Origin of the sequence: Gramella sp. AN32, assembly GCF_023718305.1 — a bacterium.
Taxonomy (GTDB): domain Bacteria; phylum Bacteroidota; class Bacteroidia; order Flavobacteriales; family Flavobacteriaceae; genus Christiangramia; species Christiangramia antarctica.
Genome location: NZ_QEYO01000008.1, coordinates 17,567 through 40,882 on the forward strand (window position 1 = coordinate 17,567; position 23,316 = coordinate 40,882).

At 33.6% G+C, this 23,316-nt stretch carries 19 protein-coding genes; 2 read left to right on the plus strand and 17 right to left on the minus strand.

Translation table 11 applies throughout. The annotated features are described in order from the left end of the window. The first annotated feature begins 164 nt into the window (after positions 1–164). Together DHD80_RS10480 and DHD80_RS10485 are read left to right on the plus strand one after the other, a co-directional pair. The gene (locus DHD80_RS10480) at positions 165–542 is read left to right on the plus strand and encodes a response regulator (protein ID WP_251741122.1); all 378 of its coding nucleotides are present in this window, start codon (positions 165–167) and stop codon (positions 540–542) included. A 641-nt stretch (positions 543–1,183) separates the two neighbouring features. Beyond that, the gene (locus DHD80_RS10485) at positions 1,184–1,576 is read left to right on the plus strand and encodes a hypothetical protein (RefSeq protein ID WP_251741123.1); all 393 of its coding nucleotides are present in this window, start codon (positions 1,184–1,186) and stop codon (positions 1,574–1,576) included. A 344-nt stretch (positions 1,577–1,920) separates the two neighbouring features. Here DHD80_RS10485 and DHD80_RS10490 read toward each other — a convergent pair whose 3' ends face one another. The 17 genes from DHD80_RS10490 to DHD80_RS10570 all read right to left on the minus strand — a co-directional run bounded on the left by DHD80_RS10490 (position 1,921) and on the right by DHD80_RS10570 (position 23,114). Then, positions 1,921–2,502: a hypothetical protein gene (locus tag DHD80_RS10490; protein ID WP_251741124.1), complete on the minus strand. Its 582-nt coding sequence runs from the start codon at positions 2,500–2,502 to the stop codon at positions 1,921–1,923. 100 nt (positions 2,503–2,602) lie between these two features. Further along, positions 2,603–3,181, minus strand: coding sequence for a hypothetical protein (locus DHD80_RS10495; RefSeq protein ID WP_251741125.1), 579 nt, complete (start codon positions 3,179–3,181; stop codon positions 2,603–2,605). A gap of 2 nt (positions 3,182–3,183) precedes the next feature. Continuing rightward, positions 3,184–6,255, minus strand: coding sequence for a hypothetical protein (locus DHD80_RS10500; protein WP_251741126.1), 3,072 nt, complete (start codon positions 6,253–6,255; stop codon positions 3,184–3,186). 30 nt (positions 6,256–6,285) lie between these two features. Next, entirely contained in the window at positions 6,286–7,077 is a 792-nt protein-coding gene (locus DHD80_RS10505) for a hypothetical protein (protein ID WP_251741127.1), read from the minus strand. Between the two features lie 225 nt (positions 7,078–7,302). Further along, the gene (locus tag DHD80_RS10510; RefSeq protein ID WP_251741128.1) at positions 7,303–7,947 is read right to left on the minus strand and encodes a hypothetical protein; all 645 of its coding nucleotides are present in this window, start codon (positions 7,945–7,947) and stop codon (positions 7,303–7,305) included. A 450-nt stretch (positions 7,948–8,397) separates the two neighbouring features. Next, entirely contained in the window at positions 8,398–8,694 is a 297-nt protein-coding gene (locus DHD80_RS10515) for an STAS domain-containing protein (RefSeq protein WP_251741129.1), read from the minus strand. Positions 8,695–9,098: 404 nt separating this feature from the next. Next, positions 9,099–9,806 (minus strand): LytTR family DNA-binding domain-containing protein, encoded by a 708-nt coding sequence (locus DHD80_RS10520; protein WP_251741130.1) that lies wholly within the window; start codon positions 9,804–9,806, stop codon positions 9,099–9,101. A 12-nt stretch (positions 9,807–9,818) separates the two neighbouring features. Beyond that, positions 9,819–10,142 (minus strand): Hpt domain-containing protein, encoded by a 324-nt coding sequence (locus DHD80_RS10525; protein WP_251741131.1) that lies wholly within the window; start codon positions 10,140–10,142, stop codon positions 9,819–9,821. Beyond that, positions 10,123–11,187: an ATP-binding protein gene (locus DHD80_RS20010; protein ID WP_251741132.1), complete on the minus strand. Its 1,065-nt coding sequence runs from the start codon at positions 11,185–11,187 to the stop codon at positions 10,123–10,125. The genes DHD80_RS10525 and DHD80_RS20010 overlap by 20 nt, the downstream gene beginning before the upstream one ends. Further along, positions 11,184–12,320 (minus strand): FIST N-terminal domain-containing protein, encoded by a 1,137-nt coding sequence (locus DHD80_RS10535; protein WP_251741133.1) that lies wholly within the window; start codon positions 12,318–12,320, stop codon positions 11,184–11,186. Before DHD80_RS10535 ends, DHD80_RS20010 begins: the two co-directional genes overlap by 4 nt. Positions 12,321–12,323: 3 nt before the next feature. After that, positions 12,324–14,690 (minus strand): PAS domain S-box protein, encoded by a 2,367-nt coding sequence (locus DHD80_RS10540; protein ID WP_251741134.1) that lies wholly within the window; start codon positions 14,688–14,690, stop codon positions 12,324–12,326. 4 nt (positions 14,691–14,694) lie between these two features. Continuing rightward, positions 14,695–15,228, minus strand: coding sequence for a heme NO-binding domain-containing protein (locus tag DHD80_RS10545; RefSeq protein ID WP_251741135.1), 534 nt, complete (start codon positions 15,226–15,228; stop codon positions 14,695–14,697). A 3-nt stretch (positions 15,229–15,231) separates the two neighbouring features. Continuing rightward, the gene (locus DHD80_RS10550; protein ID WP_251741136.1) at positions 15,232–15,645 is read right to left on the minus strand and encodes a response regulator; all 414 of its coding nucleotides are present in this window, start codon (positions 15,643–15,645) and stop codon (positions 15,232–15,234) included. A gap of 699 nt (positions 15,646–16,344) precedes the next feature. Next, positions 16,345–18,567 carry an amino acid permease gene (locus DHD80_RS10555; RefSeq protein WP_251741137.1) on the minus strand — a complete coding sequence of 741 codons (2,223 nt, stop codon included), beginning with the start codon at positions 18,565–18,567 and terminating at the stop codon, positions 16,345–16,347. Positions 18,568–18,702: 135 nt separating this feature from the next. After that, complete coding sequence (locus tag DHD80_RS10560) at positions 18,703–19,095, minus strand: response regulator (RefSeq protein WP_251741138.1); 393 nt, start codon at positions 19,093–19,095, stop codon at positions 18,703–18,705. Between the two features lie 10 nt (positions 19,096–19,105). Then, on the minus strand, positions 19,106–21,796 hold the full coding sequence (locus DHD80_RS10565) for a PAS domain-containing protein (protein WP_251741139.1): 2,691 nt from the start codon (positions 21,794–21,796) through the stop codon (positions 19,106–19,108). Positions 21,797–22,151: 355 nt separating this feature from the next. Next, positions 22,152–23,114 (minus strand): acyl-CoA desaturase, encoded by a 963-nt coding sequence (locus DHD80_RS10570; RefSeq protein ID WP_251741140.1) that lies wholly within the window; start codon positions 23,112–23,114, stop codon positions 22,152–22,154. Between the last annotated feature and the right edge of the window lie 202 nt (positions 23,115–23,316).

Consider the following 23,316-nt stretch of genomic DNA (forward strand, 5'->3'; position numbering starts at 1 on the left):
TAAAAAAAGCTTTTAAATCTAAAAGTTGTGTGAAATTTATGTGAAAAATGGAGAAAAATATATTTCTAAAGGTATTTTTGATAAAAGAAAATTCGTTTTCGCCACATATATTTTTCTACCCTCTATAGCGGGCAAAAACTACAAATTTGACAAAAAGTCTCAAAATGAATAAAATCTTACTGGTTGAGGATGACGATCACCTGGGTTTAATACTCAGAGACCAACTGGAATTGAATGGTTATGAGGTGCAACTATTAAGGTTACCCTCTAAAACGGTCGAAAATCTCTTAAAAGATAAATTTGATTTGGTAATAATGGATAAGTTATTGAGCGGAATCGATGGGACGGATATCTGTGCCGATATTAGAAATACAGTGCCTATTTCAACTACTCCCATTCTTATGATGTCCGGATGGGATGGGGCTGAAAAAATATGTATCGCCGCCGGGGCTACAAATTTTATTGCCAAACCCTTTGATGTTAATAGCTTCCTAAGGCACATTGAAAGTACCCTAAATAAGGCCAAGGATTTTCAGGATTGAATTGGTTTATTTTATCATTGGGTTAATCCATAATTATCAGGAAAAACCAAGTTTTATCTTAAAACATTTGAGTCCAATTCAATGATCTCTTATTATTTTGGACTGATTGCCCCAACAGAAAATTCTTCCACGAGCTTCAAAAAGAAAATAATGAAGTGTTGGCATTTTTTATCAGTGAAAGGGAATTTAGAGGGAAGTACGTGTTACCTGTAATTCACTCTTGATCATTTTCCAATAGTACTGAAAAATGACTATTCCAATTTATAAAAAATAATTCAGAAGTTAAATCTATTTAGAACTTTGCAACCTCCGGGCGCAAAGCAAGATTATCATAACAATGACACATCTTGCTTTGCTACTCAAAAATGAATTCCTCCCTAGGAGAAATTACTGGTCTATTTATATTTCTCATATGAAATTAATTTTTCCACTTTACTACCTTTTTTTAAATTAAATTTCCAATAACAGCTCCAATTAAAATTCAGGTAGTTTGTCTATACATCTTATATATTTCGTCGAAAAACAGGTCTATTAAGAAGATAATTACCTCAATTTTAAAGAGAAATTAGAGGTAGTTAACTAATGACAAAACAATTTCCTATTTCTATTGTCTCCCAAAATTATTAATAAAAATAATTCAGATGAATAGTATTACTATATTTAATGACATGTATACGGGAATGCTTATAAAGGAGTTTTCCGATGGTATGGATTGCCTAACCTCCATGGAATATTTTTCCAATGCTATGGATGCAATAAAATATGTGAATGAAAATCCAGTTGATCTTATTTTATTAGAGCTTCACCTCCCTGAATTTATGGGATTAATTCAATCTTTAAAGAAAATTCCAAAAATAATTATCATTATTTCAGATTTGCCATCCGTTTATAAAGCCTCTGGATTTCCTTGTGAAGTAGAGTATTTGATAAAGCCTTTTTCCAAGGAAAAATTCGATGTAGCATTACATAAAGCTCACAATTATAAATCTATAAACAGCAATTCTTTTCCAATTGGATTTGCAGGGAAAAATTAAGAATCTAAAAGGCCCTACTGGCAGACTCTAATCTAGATGATTGTTGTTTGGTTAACTTCTTGAAGAAACGAAATGCCGGTAAAATTACCGGCATTTCTATATTGAAAAGGTTAAATGCGCAGGTATTGAATAACCATCCTTTTATTACCTGTTTTAATTGAATTATCTTGAATGAGAGATCAGGAAGTTTATATTTGAATTAGATAACCCAGTGTTCTAAAAAAGGTATATAAGACAGTAAGTATAAAATTGAATTGTAAACCAACACGTTACACTTTTTTATATGCCAAATTTGAAGAACATTATAACATACAAAAAGTAACTACTAATAAGCTTAAAAGCTTTTACATTAAACTTCCAACAACGGTATAATAAATATCAAAGTTACTAGGCGTGCCGGGAACCAAGGCACTTGCTTTAATTTTGAATTGAATAGGAATATCAGTTCGGCAACCTGTAAACTCAAATATTTTTATAGCTTGGGAACCGCTATTTGGAACGGTAATATAAGATCCTCCATTATTTGGCGTAAGGTCTCTAGGCCCAAGTGGTTGTATGGGAAGTGAATCATAAGTGCTAACCGCTGGAAAACGCAGTCCGCTATTAAAAGTTGTTTTCGCTTCAAGTATTAATCCTACTGGAGCATTGGTCGTATGAATATACACACTATATCTAAAAACGTTTGCTTCACACATTATTTCTGAATTCAGGAGGAGCTGAGGATTTAAAACAAAACCAATTAGAGTTGCATCAAAATTACTTTCAAAGCCAATTGTAGTATCATCCAGACCTGCTTCCATTACGACATCATCTAAAGATTGAATAAAATTTGGCATTCCTGAAACATCTAATGTTCCTGGTAATAATTGCGAATATGTAGTTTGTGTTAAACTCAAACAGATTATAAAGAGGATTAGCTTTTTCATATGTAGATATTTATTGTTTTTTATTTGTCATATGCAATTCGCATATCTTCATGGGTGTTTGTATCTTATTCCCGTTATGCTCATTTCATAATATAGAGATTTATCTAATTTCAAAAATTATTTCAAATCCTGTTGGTAAGGATTTAAAACTTGGGTTTTCTATTGTGTATCTTATTAAGTACCCGGTGTTTTCTCCATCACCTGTATAGCCACTGTCAAAATCATTAACAATAACTTGGTCAGAAGTGGTTAAGGTTATTGGATTGGTATTAGGATTGGCATTATATACCCCGCCAATATTTGCGGTAGAAATTATTTGAATAATTACATTTATGCCTTCAGGAATGGGTTGATTTGATCTAGTGAATATCCTGGCATTTTCATTATTTATGGATCTATAAGTGAAATTAAGCCAGAACTCATCAGTTGTAGGGCTTCCTGTATTAATATAAGGCTTTCCCGCTTCTATAGGTGTTGCATTGGAGGATAATCCTGTATATAGATCCGGTTCAATATCTGTAATAGCAATTCTCTGCAAATCCATAAATGCAGTATTGGTTTCTTGGCCTCCTCCTAAAATAAATGTATCTGGATTAGAAGCGTCAATGATTTCCTGAGAGAAGCAATTCCCTATAAATAATGAGAAAATAGCAATTGATATGAGTTGTGATTTTTTCATGATTACTGTCCTATTTTAAAATTCTTATTGGTAAATTTCACTTTTCGTTCCTTAGCGATTATAACAAAGGGAACATCCATTGTTTCTCCCGCCCCCACAGATATCTGTATATCCTTTTTTATTTCGAAGTCATCATTTTCTTTGAATCTTATTAAATTGAGGGTGTAGGTGCCAGGTACAATATCTTTGAACTGGAAGATTCCTTCTTTGTTCGACTCTACATGATAGGTGAAATTTTTATTTTCTATTTTGAAATATTTTTCAAGCATATTGGAAGCGGTTTTATTACCAGCAATGCTAATTGTTCCATTGATGTTGGCAGATTTAATAAGTTGGAGCGTAATATCGCTTTCTCTTTCTTGACGGATTTCTACTTCTATAGATGTTTTTTGCGAAGAAACTATGCCCATGGGAAGGGATGATTCATCGATTAGAACGTAATTTTTTCCTAGCGGAAGGTTATTCAATTGAAATCTTCCATTTTTATCGGTTAGTATGGTTTGCCCCGCAGCGATTATTTTAATTCCAGATACTTTGATGGATTCATCTTCTGCATAAATAACTCCTCTTAAGCCGCCTTGTTGTAAAACTCTTTTTAAGGGAACTCCAAAAGAATAGGTGTATTTACCTAATGCTAATAATTCCTTTTTATTAACGCTCCCGGGATTTTCATAATAATTTGCCCTTACCTCAAATTGATGGTTTTTGTTGAGATGTACTAAAAGATTGGCATTAATAAAATCTCGTTTTAAATAATTTTCTTCCGGACTAAACCCGCTGTTATATGATGCATTTATGCGTAAAGTTTTATTCATATTATAATTAAAACCTAGGCTATATCTTAGATAGTTCATATTAATATTAGAATTACCATACCTGTTACTGTAATTATGATTGATGCTTCCTCTTAAAGTTAGTTCATCCAAAATTCTGTAAGAAGAATTTAAGTTATGGGAAAAGGTATTCCTATATTTTAAGCTTTCACTTAATAGGTTTTTGGTCCTGGATAACCTTCCGCTAAAGTTTAATACAAATGCTGGAGAGGAATAAAGGTACCTATAGTTAATACCATGTTCTTTATAATAATAGGATTTGGGTTCCATTTGATCTTCTCTCGTTCTTTGTTCTAAACGAATATTTACTAAATGACGATTTTTAAATCGGTAACCAAGCATCCCGTAATAATTTTCATAATAAGGTTCTGCAGCATAAAATAAAGGATCCAAGCGTCTATTAACTTTGGAAATGGTTTGCCCTAATGCAAAATTCCAACGATTATTTTTATAATAGAAGTTATTGGAGTATTGTAGGCTATTGCGTATACTTCCAAAATAATCTTTTCCTGCAATGGTAAGAGTTCCTGAATATGTTAAATTTTTATACTGCTGTACCAAATTGATATAATTGGCCAAGGCAGTAGCTTCATTAGTCAAACTAACCGAAGTTTCTGCATCTATATAAGTACCCTTATTTCTATAATTTAAATTAACAGTACCTATTTGGCCAGATTCGTTTGGATTAGCTTCAATATTACTGTTTACGCCTTGGATGGTTCCCTGTGATCTTTCTATAGCAAGACCAATTTTTAAGGAATCGCTAACATTATACACCGATTTTACACCATAAAGAGCTGAAGAGTTAAAGCTGTATAACCTAGGTTTAGAATAAAAAGTTGAAAATGTCCATTTTTTTATATCCTGATCTATTCTAAAACCCATACCATATCTACTATCAAAACCCAAGCGGTTAATAAAATAAGCATGATCCCCCACATAAATGTTCGTTTTGTTATTGTACCTGTATATAAAACTATACTGATCTGTTACTCCAAATCGTTTTAAATTTTGTTGTTGAGGGGCTCTTATTATAAAATTTAAATGATGCTTTTTATTTAAATCCAAGTAACCATCTCCCATAAGCTCCGAAGAGATTGTAGAAAAATGATTGTTTTTATAGGTATGACTGTTGTAATTTAAACTAGCTCTAATTGGAAATCTAAAAAAAGGATCTTTTTTCTCAATTTTACTAGGAAATATTTGAGTACTGGTATACGCTCTATAGGTTTGTTTAGAAGTTTTACTATAAACATCTAACTGAGAACCTACATTTCTCAAAAAGTAAACTTTAGAATCTGTTTTCTTTGAAACTTCAATTACAAGCGTGGAATCTGGAGCAATAGAATATTTTTTATCACCGGTTATTGTTCCTGTAGAATTTAACTCTATTTCTTGTTTGATATTTCCATTGTTTTGGATACCAAATCTGGCATTTATCGTTTCTCCGGCTTTTAAAGTTTGTGGAGCAGAAATATTATATACCTGAAGTTCATAATTTTTATCTACTTCAAAATCAACCTCTAGAGTTTTTACAATAGTGCCTTCGGCGTCAACCAAATTAAATACCGCATTAGATTTTCCAGATTTAGCTTTGGCAGGAATATTAAAGCTTACAAGAACAAGTTTTTTCTCATTGGGTTTTAGGTTTTCAATATCCCCAGCAGATACTAACTTCCATGATTCAGGTAAAGTTTCATTTAGAAATAGATTTTGTATGGTGTCAGTTTCATTGGTGATTTGTAAAGTAATAGTATGGTTAGAGGCGGTTTTATAAATTTCAGATGGATTAAGAATCTCCATTTTTATTAGGATGTTCTCTTTCTGGTTTACAGAGGTATTTATTTGCGATCCGTTATTAGATACGGTAGGCGAATTTCTTTTTTTATTTATTCTCAGTGCAGTTGTATTTTGTTCATATGAGGTTTCTCCAACATTTACTATACTGTCCACCTTATTGTTTGAAGTTTTTACAGAAGGTCTTTTCTTTGAATCTTGTCCTTGCTGAAAATTATCCTTAGAATTTTTATAAGATATGGTTTTTACAGTCTTATTAGGGGCATCTGAAAATACCGTTAAATCTTTCACACTGTCATTTCTTGCTTCTTGCTCTAAAAAGATGGGCGATGGTGTGTTGTATATATCACTAGGATTTGCATCAAAACGTTCATTTTGCAAATCTCCCTCGCATCCCACTATTAGGACAACAAAAAAATAGCTAAGTTTTAATACATTCTTCATGAGTAATGGTTTTATGTGAGAGGTATTTTTTTATTCTATAGTAAGGCTAACGTTAGTGGCTACAAATTCCTTTCTAGCATCGGCAATTAGAATACATTCATAGTTCCCATTTTCTAACTGTGAAATATCAATATCATATTTTTTACAAAATCCAGGAAAGACCATGTTTCTCTTCGTGCTAGTTTCCAGAACTTTTTCTCCATTTTGATTGTATACTTCTAAAGAGAGTTTTACACCTTCTATAAATAAACTTTCATTTATTAGTTTGATAAAAAGGCTTTTTCCACCCGTATTGGTATTTTGCTCCAGATCCAATTTTTGAAAATCTAAATTAACCTCGCTGTAATTGTTTACATTAGTAAGTAATCCTATAGCATATCTTATTTTAGTGTCTAGATCTATGTTTTGGGTAAGTCTTTCTTCTTTAATGGGTTTTTCAATATCAAGCATTAATGCTGTCCAGAAAGAACCTCTTAATGTTGGATCTTTAGGAATATTAATAGAGAATCTGTATACATATTTTTCTTTTGGTGCCAATACTTTATCCATAAGGCTTCCATCAAACCATTTATTTGAAGACTGACTGTGGGAAATTTCTTCAGAGAAAAAGCGATCGCTATCACAAGAAAAGATAGCATCGTTAAGTTGAAAACTTACTCTTTGTTCAAATTCGGTAGTATTAAGTAAAATAATTTCACCTTGCAATTGATCTCCAGAAGCTCCAGAATAAACATGGGTCAATCCGTTGATTATAACTACACTTGAATAACTTTGGTTGACCATTAGTAATAATAAAATACTAGTAAAAAAAATATGTCTCATGGCAGTAAAATTTAAGATTTGATTTAGATAGACTTTCTATACAAGTAAATTTAAGGGGATGTAGGTGCTTTAAATAGTAGTATTCGTTGGGGAGTCTGTTTCTGTAGATAAGAGGTGGATAATCTACTTTTAATGGAAAATGATATAAATCGATGTTTATCATCATTTTTATAAAATAAAAGAGGCTCCTTATAAGGAGCCTCTTTTGATGGAGCAAAAAAAGAATTAAAAATCTGTAAGGGTGTACTTCACAGTAGATTGATAAGTTCCGGCATAGTATCCGGCAAAATTTCCATTTTGCTCTAGTGTATAAGTTAACCTTACACCATAGTTCTCATCTCCAGTATATACACTTTCAATGCTATCTACCAATAGAGCATCTGTACCAATAGGAGTAGTTGCACCTAATGCAACACCACCTGGCATTACAGTCCCTGCAGAGTCAGCAGTACCACCATCTACAACAATCACCGGTGCTTCTGGCATTATTCTAAGGTCTAGGTTCCCTGGAAATGTGCTTCCGGCTTCAAATTGAACGTTTATTTTTCGATCCAGATCGTATCCACTAACATTGGCAGCTCCTGCTACAACGCTGGTGTAATTCAAATATAAATCTGAATAACTAACATCCTGAAAGGCATATAAACCAGCCTCTGCATTTGTTCCTGAAAGCGTGACATTTGTCATATCAAACATTATGGCAGCGGCTTCTGTTCCGGTATTGGCATCAAAAATATCCAATAAGGCTACTTCAGGAACATTCACATCCAATATATGCGTTGCAATATTGGTGTCATCATTGTCTTGGGCACTCAGGCTTTGTGAAAGTACAATTGTAAGTGCAACAAATAAAAGTTTTACATTTTTCATAATAAAAGGGTTTAAAGATTAATTTTGAGTAAATTTAATTTGAAAGGAAGCATTAGGATTTAATTTTTCGTTGGATGGTACATAAGTGTAGGTAATTGAGCAATAAGCTTGGATAATTATATTTGAGTTTATATTAATTTGAATACATACTCTATTATTGATTGCCCGTAAAGTATCATAAAGGAATATAAGGACGTCATTCTGTTCCCATAGCTATCGGGATGTTTCAGAATCTTTAACATTGTAAATCTTTACAATAATAGAAGACCCTGAAATCAAAAATTCGACGGAGTCAAATAAATTCAGGGTGAAGAGATAAATATTCTGACAAAAACAGATATACATTAATATATTATGTCATTATGAAAAAAGGGTTCATGAAGTAAAATTCATGAACCCTTTTTAGCGATATGATAGCTATTGCCAACTAGCCTTTAGTACGACCTATTACTAAGCAGCTTCTACAAATATTCTTTTAACTCCTGCGATAGACATTGCGGTTTTAATAACTTGGTTATCTAGACCATGAAATAAAATTTCTTTCTTTTTTTCTTTAGCTTTTACAATAAGAAGGTACAGCATAAATATGCCTGATATATCCATGGAGCTTACAGAATTTAAGTTAATGATTACATTATTGAATATTTCTAAAGCATATTCAATTTGTTGTTGTGTTTCAGTTACATTTCCACAATAAAGTTTTCCCTTTATTTCTAATATTTTTCCAGTAGAGTTTAGTACAGACATCGTAAACAGTTTTAAAATTATAGATGCAAAGTTGGTATTCAATTCAAGAAAAAGGGAGTTTTTTCGATAGATGGAATCTTGGTGTAGATGAATAGCAATAAATGATTATTTGACATGAAAATTTTATATCCTGCACTAATACATCTGCAAATAAAAGCCTGCTATTTAAAATGAAGATACTAAGGCAGAAACCTTGCCTTGGTAAAATAAAACCCACAACTATTCAACTAATGAAGTAAGATTGAAATGAAATTTTGATACGTTATTTATAATAATTTCATAGAACCGATATTATCCCATGTAGTAAATACAAAATAGATAAAATGGTAGATTTTTAATGTCTGGTACCAGGCTTTTAGTGTTGGTGGATGCCAACATGGTTTGCGATGAATACAAAAAGGAAATTATAATAAATTAAGTTTTTTCATTAATTCGCCTCTATTCGATCTGCTTATTGGAATAACATCTTTTTCAATGAGCACACTATTATCTTCAATGTCAATAATTTTTTGAAAATTAATTACATAAGATCTGTGAACTTTTAAAAACATATTCCCAGGTAGCTTGTCCTCAATTTTTTTTAAAGTAGAATGTACGGTATAATTCTTTTTTTCCGTTTTAATCAATATATAATCACCTTTAGCTTCAATAATATTGATAGAAGGAAGATCAATTTTAATAAGTCTCCTATCTATATTAACATAAAGGATTTTATGGGTTTCCTCATCTAAGGATTCGGCCTCACTTGGTATTACGGTATTATTAGAAGAGAATGCTTTTTGAACTGATTTATTGAACCGATCTATAGATAATGGCTTTACCAAATAATCTACTATACAGTCATATTCAAATGCGGTTATGGCAAAATCTTTATCTGAAGTAGTAAGGACTATTTTTGGTGGATTTTTTATAGTTTGTATAAAATCAAACCCGGTAAATCCGGGCATATGGATATCTAAAAAAATAAGATCGACCGCATTTTGGTTTAAGAATTTTATAGCTTCTATTGCATTTGAGAAACAACCTACTAACATTACCTGGGGAGTATTCGAGATCATCCCTTCAATAATAGTTCTTGCCATTTCTTCGTCATCAATAATAATACAATTCATATAAATTATGTGTTAAAGATCCGCAGTAAAAGCAAGCATGGAATTTAGTATCTCATCAAATTCAACTTTCCGTTTTAAGTTAGATTTTCTTAAGTCTTCCTCAAAAAATACTGCAATTTCATAGGACTTCTCAAGGCCTAAAATACTAATTTTATGCTTCAGTTTATGAACATTTTCTGCACATTCGATATAATTGTTCAAAGAAAGATTTTTTTGGTAGGTATCTATTTCTGAAATAAGTTCACTCTTAAGAATATATATAAGCTTTGTTTTAAAATCTATATTGCTTCCGCAAATTTCGTTTACTTGTATGAGGTTAGGATGCTCTTCTATCATCTCGACTATTTTTGGGTAACATAAAGTAAAAGGTACTTCCTGAATTGGGCTTACTCTCTAACCATAGCTTTCCATTATAAAAATCTATGATTTTTTTCACTATGGAGAGGCCTATTCCAGTTGCTGCTTGATCATTTTCTATTTTTTCAAAAATTCGAAAGATCTTTGTATGATACTCCTCAGGGATTCCTATTCCATTATCTTTTATGGAAAATTTCCAAAATACATCATCTTCTACTACATCGATTTCTATTTCGCCAAAAGGTTTATCAATACTTTTTATCGCATTTTGAATTAAATTTTGGAATAATTGCTGAAGCCTAAATTTGTCTCCTTTAATAGTAGGTAAAACTTTGTTAATAGTGAATTTTATATTTTTTGGAATATAGAGTATTTGAATGATGTCTTTGGTTAAGACATTTAAATTTACAGGATAGCTGTCTATTACGGCTTGGTCTATTGTAGAGTAATTTAAGATTCCATCAATTAAGGCATCCATTTTTTCTACATTTAGTAATAGGAGTTTAAAGTGGTGTATACCTTCTTTAGTAAGCTTTTCTTTATTGTCTTGCAAAATCCAATTCGCCAGGGAATCTATACTTCTTAAGGGAGATTTTAGATCATGAGAGACCATGTGGGCATAGTCTGATAATGCTTGATTTTTTTTCTCTAAGTTTTTTAGCAATTCTTCTCGTTGAAATTGAATTTTATGAATCTCCTCAGACTGCTCTTCAATAAAACCCGTCAAGTCTTCAATCTCCATTCTGTTTTCTCCATTTGTTGGAGTTTTTAAATTTAGTGTGTTTATGCAATTTTTAATAGTATCTATTATCCTTTGCTGGTTATTCGCTTCTAAATTTAATTTTTTATTAGCTTCAAAAAGTTCATCTGAGCTAAGTTTCATAGCTCTTTGAATCATTTTTAAATGTTCATCATTATTATAATATGATTTCTCTACAGCCTCTAGAAAAACTTTTAAGTTTTCATTTGCATGAAATTCTTCAGGTAAATATTTTCGTATCTGTCTTTGAAGTAATAAGTTCACATTTCGCTAATTAAAGTTAGAGTCATTGTTTGATTGTGTAATTCACTTACATATTGATCTTGGAGAGGAGCCATTTCACCATAAGAGTAAAAACCGGCTATATTTACTTTTTCGCCAATTATATGATTTATTTCTTCTATTTCTTCCTCAACTCTTTGATCCATCACCAATTTCCGTCCAATACAACTAACCAAAAGAGCGAGCTGTGGTTTCTGTTTCCTGTTTTTCATTGCAATGGTGGCCGCTTCTGCTGCTCCTTGTACAAGCCCATCTACAGAAGCCATCATTAGTTGGACTTTGGAGTTTAAGGGAACATCCCCAGCCAAAATCATAGAATTGTTGGTATTATCAATATTTAAAATTGTTCTAACAACAGGTTCAGTCTTCCCCTCGGCAGTAATATTTAGTGGGTAAAAAAGGGAAGCTTTTGGGAGTTCTTTAGCTTTATCACCTAAGTATTTTGAATATAAATCCAATGCAGGCAACTTATCTATCTCATATAATATATTTCCTTCAGCTTTGGTAATTGTTCGTTCCGGTCCAAATGGAATCCATCCGCCGGAACTTGCACAGGTTACTTCGAGCTTCTCACCGTATAAACCAATAATAATAACTTCCCCTTCCCTGGGTTTATCTTTATATGAAACCAAAGTTTTTTCAAACCTGTCATTGTCCCCACACATCCCTCCAGCTAAAATGACACTTGAGTCCAGATGCTTCTGTAGGCCTTCAATTAACTTACTTCCGTTTATGTAACTGCCTTCAGAGATAACAAAAACATGCTTGAGCTCATTCTTTGAGAGTGATTTCAATAAAGCTTCTCCAAGCTTATTAGAATCCTTATTGAAATCAAGTATGTTGGCACGTTTTATCTCAAATTTACTTTTTTCAAATTCTATGGCTGTTATTACAGCTGAATCTTCATTAACACAGTTTCCAATAATTTCACCAGAGGTAGATCCAAATATAAGATGCTCATATGGAAAGTTGTTTTTAACATCATTATAGAATGATTCATTTTCCAATAACATTCTATCCGCAAAAATGAATACTAAAGGATTTTGTAGTCTTAAATTGGGGGTCAGGTATTCCCATTCCTTATTATTAAATTTTTGGGCTTGAACTATTTTCATTTTCTATTTTTTTAAACTGAAGTAGAATGTGGTTCCATTTCCTAAAGTGCTTTCCAACCAAATATCACCTTTATGTAAATCGATAATCTTTTTAACTATACTTAATCCTATACCTGTTGATTTATCATGATTCCCGAGTGATTTAAATATGGTAAAGATCTTTTTATGATCCTCTTCGGCAATTCCAATTCCGTTGTCTTTTATCGAAAAAACATAATGAGATTCATTTTCTAAATGATCTATCTCGATGAGCCCTTTTTCTTTATCAATATAATTTACCGCATTGCTTAGTATATTTTGAAATAGTTGTTGCAACCTGGTAGAATCTCCTTTAATGGTTGGAAGTTTTGAAATGATTTTAATTTCAATATGCTTTGGAATGTGTATAGAGTCTATAATATGATCTATAATATTATTTAAGTCGACATCGTGTGAGAGTTCTATATTATTGGAAATGCTGGAATACTTTAAAATGTTTTCTATCAGGTAATCCATTTTTTCTATTCGGTCTTGCATTAAATCAAGATTTTCCATGCTTTCCTTTCCTAATTTTTCTTTGAAGTCTTCTTTTGTCCAAGTTAAAAGAGCAGAAATATTTCTTAAAGGAGATTTTAAATCATGAGAAACTATGTGAGCATACTCATTTAATTGATCATTTTGTTGTTCTAAACTTTTTAACAACTCTTCTTTTTGCAATTCTAGTTTTTTCTGATCGGTAATATCAAGATGAATCCCTATAGAACCAATTACCTTCCCGTGAACATCATAATTCGGTGCCCCACTTAATAGCCAATGTCTAATTTCATTGGTTTTAGTTCGAACTGTAATTTCGTACGAATCAGAAATTCCCTTATTACGTTTATTAATAATATCTTGAGCTCTTTCTTGATCTTCAGGTAATAGCATTAAGCTTTTAGCCTTTTGATTTAGCAGTTCTTCTTCAGAAAAACCACTAATTTCACAAAAGTTTTGATTTACAAATCGAATTGAGCCTTCAGTGTCAATTTCCATTAAGCCCAGCTTCATATTAGCAATAATATTGCTGTATTTCTCCTTTTGAGCCTTAAGACTTTCTTTATAATTTTTCTGGATGGTTACATCTTCATAGCTCCATAAATGCCCTTTATAATCACCATTATTGTATATAGGAATATAATTACGTTCATAAATTTTCCCATTTACCAGTTCAAGTTCGTCGCCAATAACGATCTCCTTTTTCTCCAGTAATTCTTTTATTCTCTTTACAAATGCTTTTGGATTTTTAAAGAAGTGTTTTGAGTCTTCCGCAGCATTTGAACAATCACTTCCTATGAGATCATTAGGAGATACATTAATGGAAAACATTTTACAGAATTGTTTATTGGTAAGTGTTATTTTTCGATTCTCGTTTTCCAGTAAAACACCTATTTGTAAATTACTTATTAAAGTTGAAAGTCTATTTTCAGACTCCTTTAGTTTTTCTTTTGCAACTTTTTCTTTTGTGATATCTTGTATAGTAGCTACTTGATATTCTATGTTTCCCTTTTCATCCCTAATTGCTGTCACAATTGTTTTAGCCCAAATGATGTTATTTGTTTTTGTTATATATCTTTTCTCAAGGCTAAATGTATCTATTTCACCGGCATATAATTTTTTTAGGAATTTTTTAGATTCAGTTCTGTCTTCGGGGTGCGTAAGGTCCTGGAGCCTTAAATTATTAAATTCTTCCTGAGAATATTCCAGTATGTTACAGAGTGCATTGTTGGCAATAAGCAATCCAAGTTGATGCTGAGTAGAAAGGGAAATTCCGATTGAAGAATTATCCATAATTAATTTTAACTGCTTTTGCTGAGCTATCACCATCTCTTTATTGGCTGTTTCTTCTGTGATATCTCTTGCTATACCTTGTGCTGCTATTGGTTTGCCCTCACTATTATATATTAAACATGCATTTATTTGAACAATTTTTTCTTTTAGATCTTTGGTGATAATAACTGCCTGATAATTGGAATAAGATCCTAATTCAAGCAATTCTTTAAATGCACGTACAGTATAATCTTTATAACCTTTCTTTAATAATTCAAACAGGTTTATGGCTTCCAGTGTCATATTGTAGCCTATTAAATTAATAGCTGCATCATTCATTTTTATAACATTTCCGGTAAGATCCATTACTATATAGGCATCTATAATATTTACAAAAACCCCTTCAAGTTCAGAGGATTTTTCATTAAGTAATTCTTTTAGTTGATTGTTAGATTGGGTTAAGGCATTAGAAATACTATAAAGTTCACTTGATTTTGCTTCAAGGATTTTTTCTGCTTCTTTACGAGCAGCCTTTTCCCGTTTAAGAGCCCTTTCTAAAATTTCATTTCTTTCGGTTAAGTCCATGAGGTTATGAAATTAAAAATTTCACTTTAGTGCCATCTTTCTTTAATTTTATGTAGGTAATATTTGAATCCTGATCATAATATTCAAATGTTTTATCCATCAAGGCCTTGGCAAACATATACATGGCATTATTTGAATGATAAATCATTTCCAGGTAATCATCCTTGAATTCTATAACTTCAAAAGTCGGAAGGTCAGCACCTGGATAGAGTTTTTTAACTTGAACGTGAATATGATCTTCTACGGAAGCAAGCATTGCAAATGGCGAAGAGTAATGTTTAAATATATCTGGATGGATTCTTACAAGCGTATTAAAAAAATAACAACCATAGGTGTAAATCAAATCTTCTTTAGAAATATTTGTTTTTTCACTTAGATGTATAATTAATTGTTGCATTTCAAAAAAATCATACACTCCCACAGCGGTATATGCTCCCTGGGACTTTAATTTTGATTTGGTAATTATAAAATCTACGGTTTCTAAACCAAATGAAGTTTCTACCATTTCTAAAAATTCTGTAAAAACAATTCCTTTCATTATTTAAATATTTATCAATTCATTTATTCTCCAATAATCGAAGACCACTCTAATTTTTTCTACATAATCCTCATATTTTAAGGGCTTAACTATGTAGCCGGATATCCCAATTTTATAACACTCCATCAAATCTTTGTGATTTTCGGAGGTTGTTAGAATGATTACAGGAATGTGTCTTAACTCAGGTTTGGATTTTAACATTTCTAGAAACTCTGTTCCATTTATTTTAGGCATATGTAAATCCAGCAAAATAATATCGGGTAGTTGACTGGTTTGCTGTAAAACTTCCATTGCTTCTTGCCCATTGGTTGCCTCAATAATATTATGGGGTAAATAGAGGCTGGTAATTGTTCTATTCATTTTCATAACCTCTATAAAATCGTCTTCAATAAGAAGAATATTTAATTTCTTTTTCATTTTAATAAGATAAGTTATAAAAATCTATATTTAATAATAAAAACTATCGTCTTTATAGTTGAAACAATGGTTAAGTGTAGATGAATGATCCTTCTCTGTCGATGAATGTAATTTCATCTTTGGATAAATTTTATTTAGTTGAATTGTGGTAAAAAAGAAAACCTTGAGTAAATGATGATTTACATAAGAATGATTAATTCAAAAATTGAATAAATTATAAACTTTCATTCTAATACTCTCTTTGATTTTCATTATATAATGTATATGTGTAAAGCCACCTACACTAAGATCAGGAAAAACATCTGCAATTATACCCCAATTGTGATGGCAGGCATTACAGCGAATGCATACTAAATAGATACCAATTACTTTTTATTTTCTTAATCATTCAGCAAAAAGCTGACTTGACACAATTTAAAAAAGAGAAAAAAAGATTTATATTAAATTTAGTGTGAATAAATAAAGGCTGAGTTCAACGAATATTTATAATATGAGTCTGATTCGGTGACCTTTCGAAAACAAAAAATTAAACATCACTATTAACAAGGCATTTAGCATTAAGTATGCGTTCTGACACCCCAACCAAGACCAGTCTATTAGGACTGGTTTTTTTTGAACAACAGTTTCAAAGGGCGAGAAATTTATTGGGTGTAAGTAATGAAGAAATCGGGAACAGCGGCGGGATTTGTGCCAGATCCATTAATTTTTACTTATAAATATCAAAGCCGTTTCTGTTTTTTCAGCGAGGCTTAGTGCCAGGTTCCCAAATGCTTTCTGATGTTTACCGGCTTTGCCCAATCCCATTATGACCAAATCATGCCCAGACGCCTGTTTAATTATTTCAGATACTACATCATCATTTGAAATAATATGCACCTCAGTCTTTCCAGGGATTATACGACCCGCAAAACGTGAAAGTTTCAGTTTATTCTTTTGAAGTGTTTCCCGGGGGGTATTGTGAGGCAGAATTTGGATAAATGTGATTTCCGGTTGTGAGGCGCGCCACAGGCTGGCAGCAACCCGTGCCCGAAGCGGATCATGACTTTCAAAACCTGCTACCGGAATTAGGATTTTTCTGGCTTCATTTATATTCCAGCCGCTGTAAGGCTGCCGGAAAACAACCACATCTGCTTTAACATGTTTTACCAGTTTTTCAAGATTTTGATTGGTTTGTAAATCATTCAGATCGCTCAACCCTAACAGCAAACTCTGGCAGTTGTGTATTTGGACAACCCGTTCGATCTCTTCCCATGGATGGTCTGCAATAGTGGTGAGGGTTTCCGGTCTCAAGCCTGCTTCAAAGGAGGCTTTAAGGGCATATTGTGTAACATCACGGCTTGACAACAATCGTTTCTCAAGGTCATCCTTTTTGGTGCTTGGGATAACGATGGAATGAAGCAGGATTCTGCCAATTACCGGAGGTGCCAGTGCATTTGCCAGGAAAACCATGGATTCCGCATTTGCCGGATTAGAAATGGGGAGCAGCACGAGTGGACTTAACCCCCTTAACCGGACCAGATCCGGATTCAGGGCATGTTCAGACGCTTCAATAGCCCGGGCTTTTTTTACAAAAAAAGATACAAAGAGGACGGCACCTATCAAAAGCCATAACAGGGCAATAAAGCCGGCAGCAGGCACCACAATAGCCTGAAAAATTGCCAGGCCTAAACAGGTTATAATTCCCACGATGGGAAGGGCAGGAAAAAAAGGCGCTCTATATGTTTCACTCTCTTTATATCCCCTATTTCGCATTAAGATCATGATGAGATGTGCCAGTGCGAAGGTGATCAAAAAGATCAAACTGGAAGCCGCACCGGCTGCCGCTAGATCTGGCAGGATCAATACTAGAAATGCCACGATTCCACAGGTGACCAATATGGAGGTTACGGGAGTACCAAATTTTTCATTGATATTTGAAAGGTAATGGTTTAAGGTACGGTCTTTCGCCATGCTCAGGGAGATGCGCGAAGCGGCAAAGAGGTTGGCCTGTAAAGCTGATAACATTGAAAATATACCCGCTACCAAAACCAGCCAGAACCCAAAGGCTCCCAGGTAGTTTTGTGCCGCGACAGCCAAAACGGTCTCGGGATTTTCCCGGCTCATTTCTGTTATTGAATCCCCCGGCAGCACTCCCACGGTGGACATTATAAATAGCAACGGAATATAAACCGCCAGTCCCACGGCAAGTGTCCCTACCATTGCTTTCGGGATTGTCTTTTCCGGATTTTTGATTTCCCCTGCGGCCGAACCAATTAAATCAAAACCCTGTAGGGCGATAAAAGTATAACCCATTGCCGCTACCACCCCACTGAAGCCCCCGGAGAAAAAAGGATCTAAGCTCTGGGTAATTTGGCTGAATGGCGTTTGTACAAAAACAGCGAGTCCGCCGGCAATGAGAATAGCGAATACGGCAAGTTTTCCAATGTTGATAACGGCACCGCCATCACCGGAATTTCTGGTAAGGCTGAAAGTGAAAAAGGCTATGGCAGCCAGGGCCAGCAAAACCGGAAGCATTCCAAACTCCAGGATTTCGCTGAATTCTCCCAGCGGAATTTGCTGCAGGGCAAACACTGCAAAGGCCCCAAAGCCAAGTGCATACAAAACGGCCGCTACCAGAGAAGCAAACCAAACAATCCAACCTACCCCAAAAGCTACCTGAAGGGATAGCGCCTTTTTGGCATAAGTATAAGTGCCGCCCGACTGCGGATTTGCCGAAGCCATTTCGGCAAAACTTAGAGCAGTTATAAAGGCAATCAATCCGTTTAATGCAAAGGCCAGGATGGCGGAAGGTCCGCTCACCGAAAAGGCCACCCCGGCCAGGGCCAGGATTCCGCCGCCTACCATGGCACCAACGCCAATGCCTAAGGCCCCAAAAAAACCGATGGTACGTTTGGCTACTGAAGAGGATGGATCTGGATTCATATTAGCTCAATATCTGGAAAATAATCAGGAGTTTATTTGGGCTAAATTTAGTCAATACTAGCCCCCCTGCACCAATAGGAAGAAATTTTTTACGTGCGGATAACTCAAAGTCAGTAAATAGATGATTCGGCCATATTAGAAAACTGTTTTTTTAAGATCCTCCAACATTCTTAATACTAAAGGCTTAGTAAGGAATTTCTTTACGAAAGGATATTGAAATGAGCGGTCAATATCTTTTGGATCATTGGAGGAAGTTAGCATGATCACCCTACATTGATTTTGAATTGATTCCGAAAATTTCTTGAATTCTTCAAGAAATCCAAACCCATTCATTTCAGGCATCTGGATGTCAAGAAAAATATTATCAGGAAATTCTTCAGGATTGTTTTTTAATGTTCCTAAAAATTCCAGTGCATCTATGGCAGAATTTTGAACATTAATTTTTTGCGCCATTTTACTTTTGGTGATGATATGTTTGGCAATGTAACTGTCAATTTCATTATCATCAATTAATAGGACGTGTTTCATAAATGGATTTTTAATTAAGTACGGGCAGTTGATTGGGAATGCTTACAATAAATCTTGTCCCTTCGCCCAGTTCCGATTCTACCTTAATAGTGCCTTTAAGCTTATCAAGGGTTTCCTTTACAATATACAATCCAAGTCCAGAACCTTTAGAAACCTTGGTGGCCCTGTAAAACATTTCAAATATTTTTTCCTTATCCTTTGGGCCAATGCCAATACCGTTATCTTTAACACATATAGTGGCCTTGTCTTTATTATACTTAATTGTAACAGTTACAACTTGATTTACTTTTGAAGGGTCTTTATATTTAAGAGCATTGACGAGGAGGTTGTTCAAAACCACAATGATCCTTTTTTTATCTGAAATAAACTTCCTGTCCTGTGATATGTCTCCTTCTAGTTTTATTTCCTTAGCTCCATCTAAGTACTCATGCTTTTTAAGAATCCCTTGAAATATTTCTTTAAAATTCATTTCTTCAAGTTCTACCTCGGTACGCGCATTGCTTGAATACAGTAATATATCTTCAATAAAATTATCCAGTTTTAAAATACTTTTTTTCATCATGTCCATCTGTTCCAATTGAATAATATTATCCTGATCCATATCTTCTTTTATCAAATCTGATAGGCCGAGCAATGATTTTAATGGGGACCTTAAATCGTGCGATGCGCTGTAAACAAAACGGTCCAATTCGTGGTTTGTTTTTTGGAGCTCTTTATTGGTAATGTTCAACTCTTCCGCGCGTATTTCAGTCTCGTGGTTTTGAAAGGCAAGTTCTTTATTGGCAATTATCAACTCTTCCGCGCGTTTTTGTTTTTCCCCATTTTGAAAAGCAAGTTCTTTATTTGCAATAATTAACTCCTCGGCTCGTTTTTGTTTTTCCTCGTTTTGAAAAGCAAGTTTTTTATATTGTTCTTTTATCTTCTCACGTATTTCCTTTCGTTCAGTAATATCAACAATGCTGGCATAGATTGTTGGGGTTTTAGATTCGGGCATGGAGGCAAGGTGCACTTCACACGAAATATTCTTTTTGTTGGCATCACAATGCATCCATTCAAAACTTACTCTTTCGCCCTGCATAGCTTTTTCAATATACCTCTTCGCTTTTTCTTCTGAAAGACTGCCATCCGGCTGAAACTTCGGACTAATGTCTACAGGTCCTTTTTCAATAAACTCTTTTGCGGAATATTTAAACAATTTTATGGCATTTTTATTGACTTTTTCAAATTTGAAAGTTATCAAATCAAGTACAAGGCTACTTTCAGGGGCATTCGCAAAAAGATTTCGAAACCTGTCTTCGCTTTCGGTCAATTCCTGGGTCCTTACTTCAATTTTTTGTTCTAATTCAATATTAAATTGTTTGATTTGATCTTCTAATTGTTTTTTTTTCGTAATATCTTCTCTAATCACTAAATACTGATAAGGCTTGCTCTGTTCATTTAGGAAAGGAACAATGGTGGTATCTACCCAATAAATGGAACAGTCTTTTGCTTTATTTTTTAATTCCCCTTTCCACACATTTCCCCCGGCAATGGTGGTCCATAAATCCCTTATAAATTCTTTGGTATGAAATCCTGAATTAATAATTCTGTGATCCTGCCCAATCAATTCCTCACGGCTGTATTTTGAAATTTTGCAGAAGTTATCATTAACAGATTTAATAATGCCCTTTTGGTCGGTAATAGCCACTATGGCCGATTCGTCCAAAGCGTGTTTATAATCAGAGACTTCTTTAATATTAAGTTGGAGACTGTCTTCTTTTTGTTTGATTTTCGTAATATCCCAATTGGTTCCTATCATCGTTATGGGCTTACCAACTTTATCACGCTCTATGATTGCAAGTCTCCGGATATGATGAACAGACTTATCTGGCCAGATAATCCTAAATTCGGTGTTGATATTCTTGTTACCAAGCATAGCCACATTCACATCATCATTGCAACGCGCCCTGTCTTCAGGATGAAGTCCCTGCTGCCACAATTCGTATACGTTATCAAATGTTCCGGGCGTAAGACCATAAATATTATACATTTGATCGTCCCATTTCATTTCATTAGTAACAAGGTCATATTGCCAAATGCCAACCCCTCCCGCTCGAACGGCAAGCGACAGTTTTCTGTTGACTTCAGAAATCTTTGCTTCACCTTCTTTTACCTCTGAAATATCAATCCAGTTACCTACCATTTCAATAGGTTTTCCTTGCTCATTATATATAAGATGTAACTCATCGCTCATCCAGTGATATTCCCCATTCTTATATTTCCAACGATATTCATGCTTGTGGTGACCTTCTGTAAAAAGCTTGGAAAGTCCACTTATAACCCTCTCTTTATCGTCTGGATGAATGTTACTTGCCCAAAAATTAGGGTCCTGGATATAATCTTTAGGGGTATAACCTGTAAGTTTATTCACATTTTCACTGATGAAGATTGCCCCATAAGGTACTTCTGCTTCACAGGTATATGTAATAGTGGTGGTAGATTCGAGTAAAAACCGAAATCGCTTTTCCGAATCAAAAAGAGACTTTTTCTCCCGTTGTGTAATTTTAAGTTTATCTGTAGTTTCTTGTAGGTTTTCCAGCGTATCCTTGTGTAGGCTAATCTCATTTTCTAATAGTTGGCCTTGATGCTTAAGCTCATTATTAGCCATTAAAAGCTGGTCTGTTAGTTCTTTGTTATTTTTAATGGGGAGGTCGTTCTCCATATGCTGCAGCCTAATTAGTTTAGATAAAAATTTTATGGATTTTCATCTACATTGTATGATTTTAAAACTTTGATCATTTCACTAAAATCTGATTTATAAAAAAATGGTCTTAAACACAAATATCCCTATAAACTTCGGAAAATCAGATAAATAGAATTTTTTAAATCTATTGAATCATTTTCAATTCCCGGCTGAAAATGTTGATGAGGTATAATAGCTAAAATACTATTTTCTATTTTAGGTCAATTTAGAACTTAAAAAAGAATCCCTCCAATTTTTCATAGTATTAGTATGATAGACGGAGGGGAAACTCGATATTTTCTGAAAATAATTACAAAAGAAAAAATAATCCTACTTATTTTCCAAGGGTTTTGAGCATTTTTAAATGGTCACCAAGAGCTTCTACAAAGGTAGATTTTTCATTGTAGGCGATTCCATATTGTAAGGCTATGTCTTTTACAATGGGTGAAATATGGCGATAGTGTACATGACAGATATTTGGAAATAAATGATGTTCAATTTGATAGTTTAGGCCCCCTATTAACCAAGAAAATAATTTGCTTTTAGGTGAGAAATTAGAAGTCGTTAATAGCTGGTGAACTAACCAGTTGTTTTCAATTTCTCCTTCTTCATTTGATGTGGGATATTCTATTCCAGGCATAATATGGGCAACTTGGAACACACAGCTAATCACTAAACCTGTAACAATATGCATACTTAAAAAAGCTAATAAAACTAAACCAAAAGAAAAGGGTAAGAATACAGCGGGTAAAATAAGGGCATAAGTATAATAGAGTATTTTCCAAAAAATAAGTTTTATTAGGCTATCCCGAAATTCTGCCTTACTGGGAATCATCCCCATATTCCTATATCTGAAAAGCCTCACAAAATCCTTCATAGTGATCCAGGCGATCGTTGAGATAGAATAAAAAAACCAAACATAGATAAACTGAAATTTATGGATTTTATATTTTTTTGCATGAGGTGAAAAACGGAGGAAAAAAGGCATATTAATATCGTCATCAGATTCTTGGATATTTGTATACGTATGATGAAGGACATTATGTTGAAGTTTCCAAACAGTCGCGTTCGCACCAATTAAGTTCATCGTATACCCCAGAATTTTATTTAGTTTAGAACTCTTAGAATAAGATCCATGAATAGCGTCATGCATGACTCCCATACCTATACCCGCCATACCAAACCCACTTAAAATGTATAAAGTAAAAAGCATTCCTGTAGAATTGATAATTCCCAAAGAAAGGGTGGTGAGAGGAATGAGAAAGAGCGAAAGCATCAGGGCAGTTTTCAACTTCATACTTATATTAGCATGAGTAGAAATACCATTGTCTTTAAAGTACCTACGTACTCTTTTTTTTACTTCGTTGGAAAAGTTTTTATCTAGAGATCTAGAAAATTTGGGATGTTGCAAATAAGATAAATTAGAAAAAATTTAGTAAAACGTTACTCGGTCAGAAGGAAATCCTTATAAAACGTACACTACTACCTACTTTCAGTTA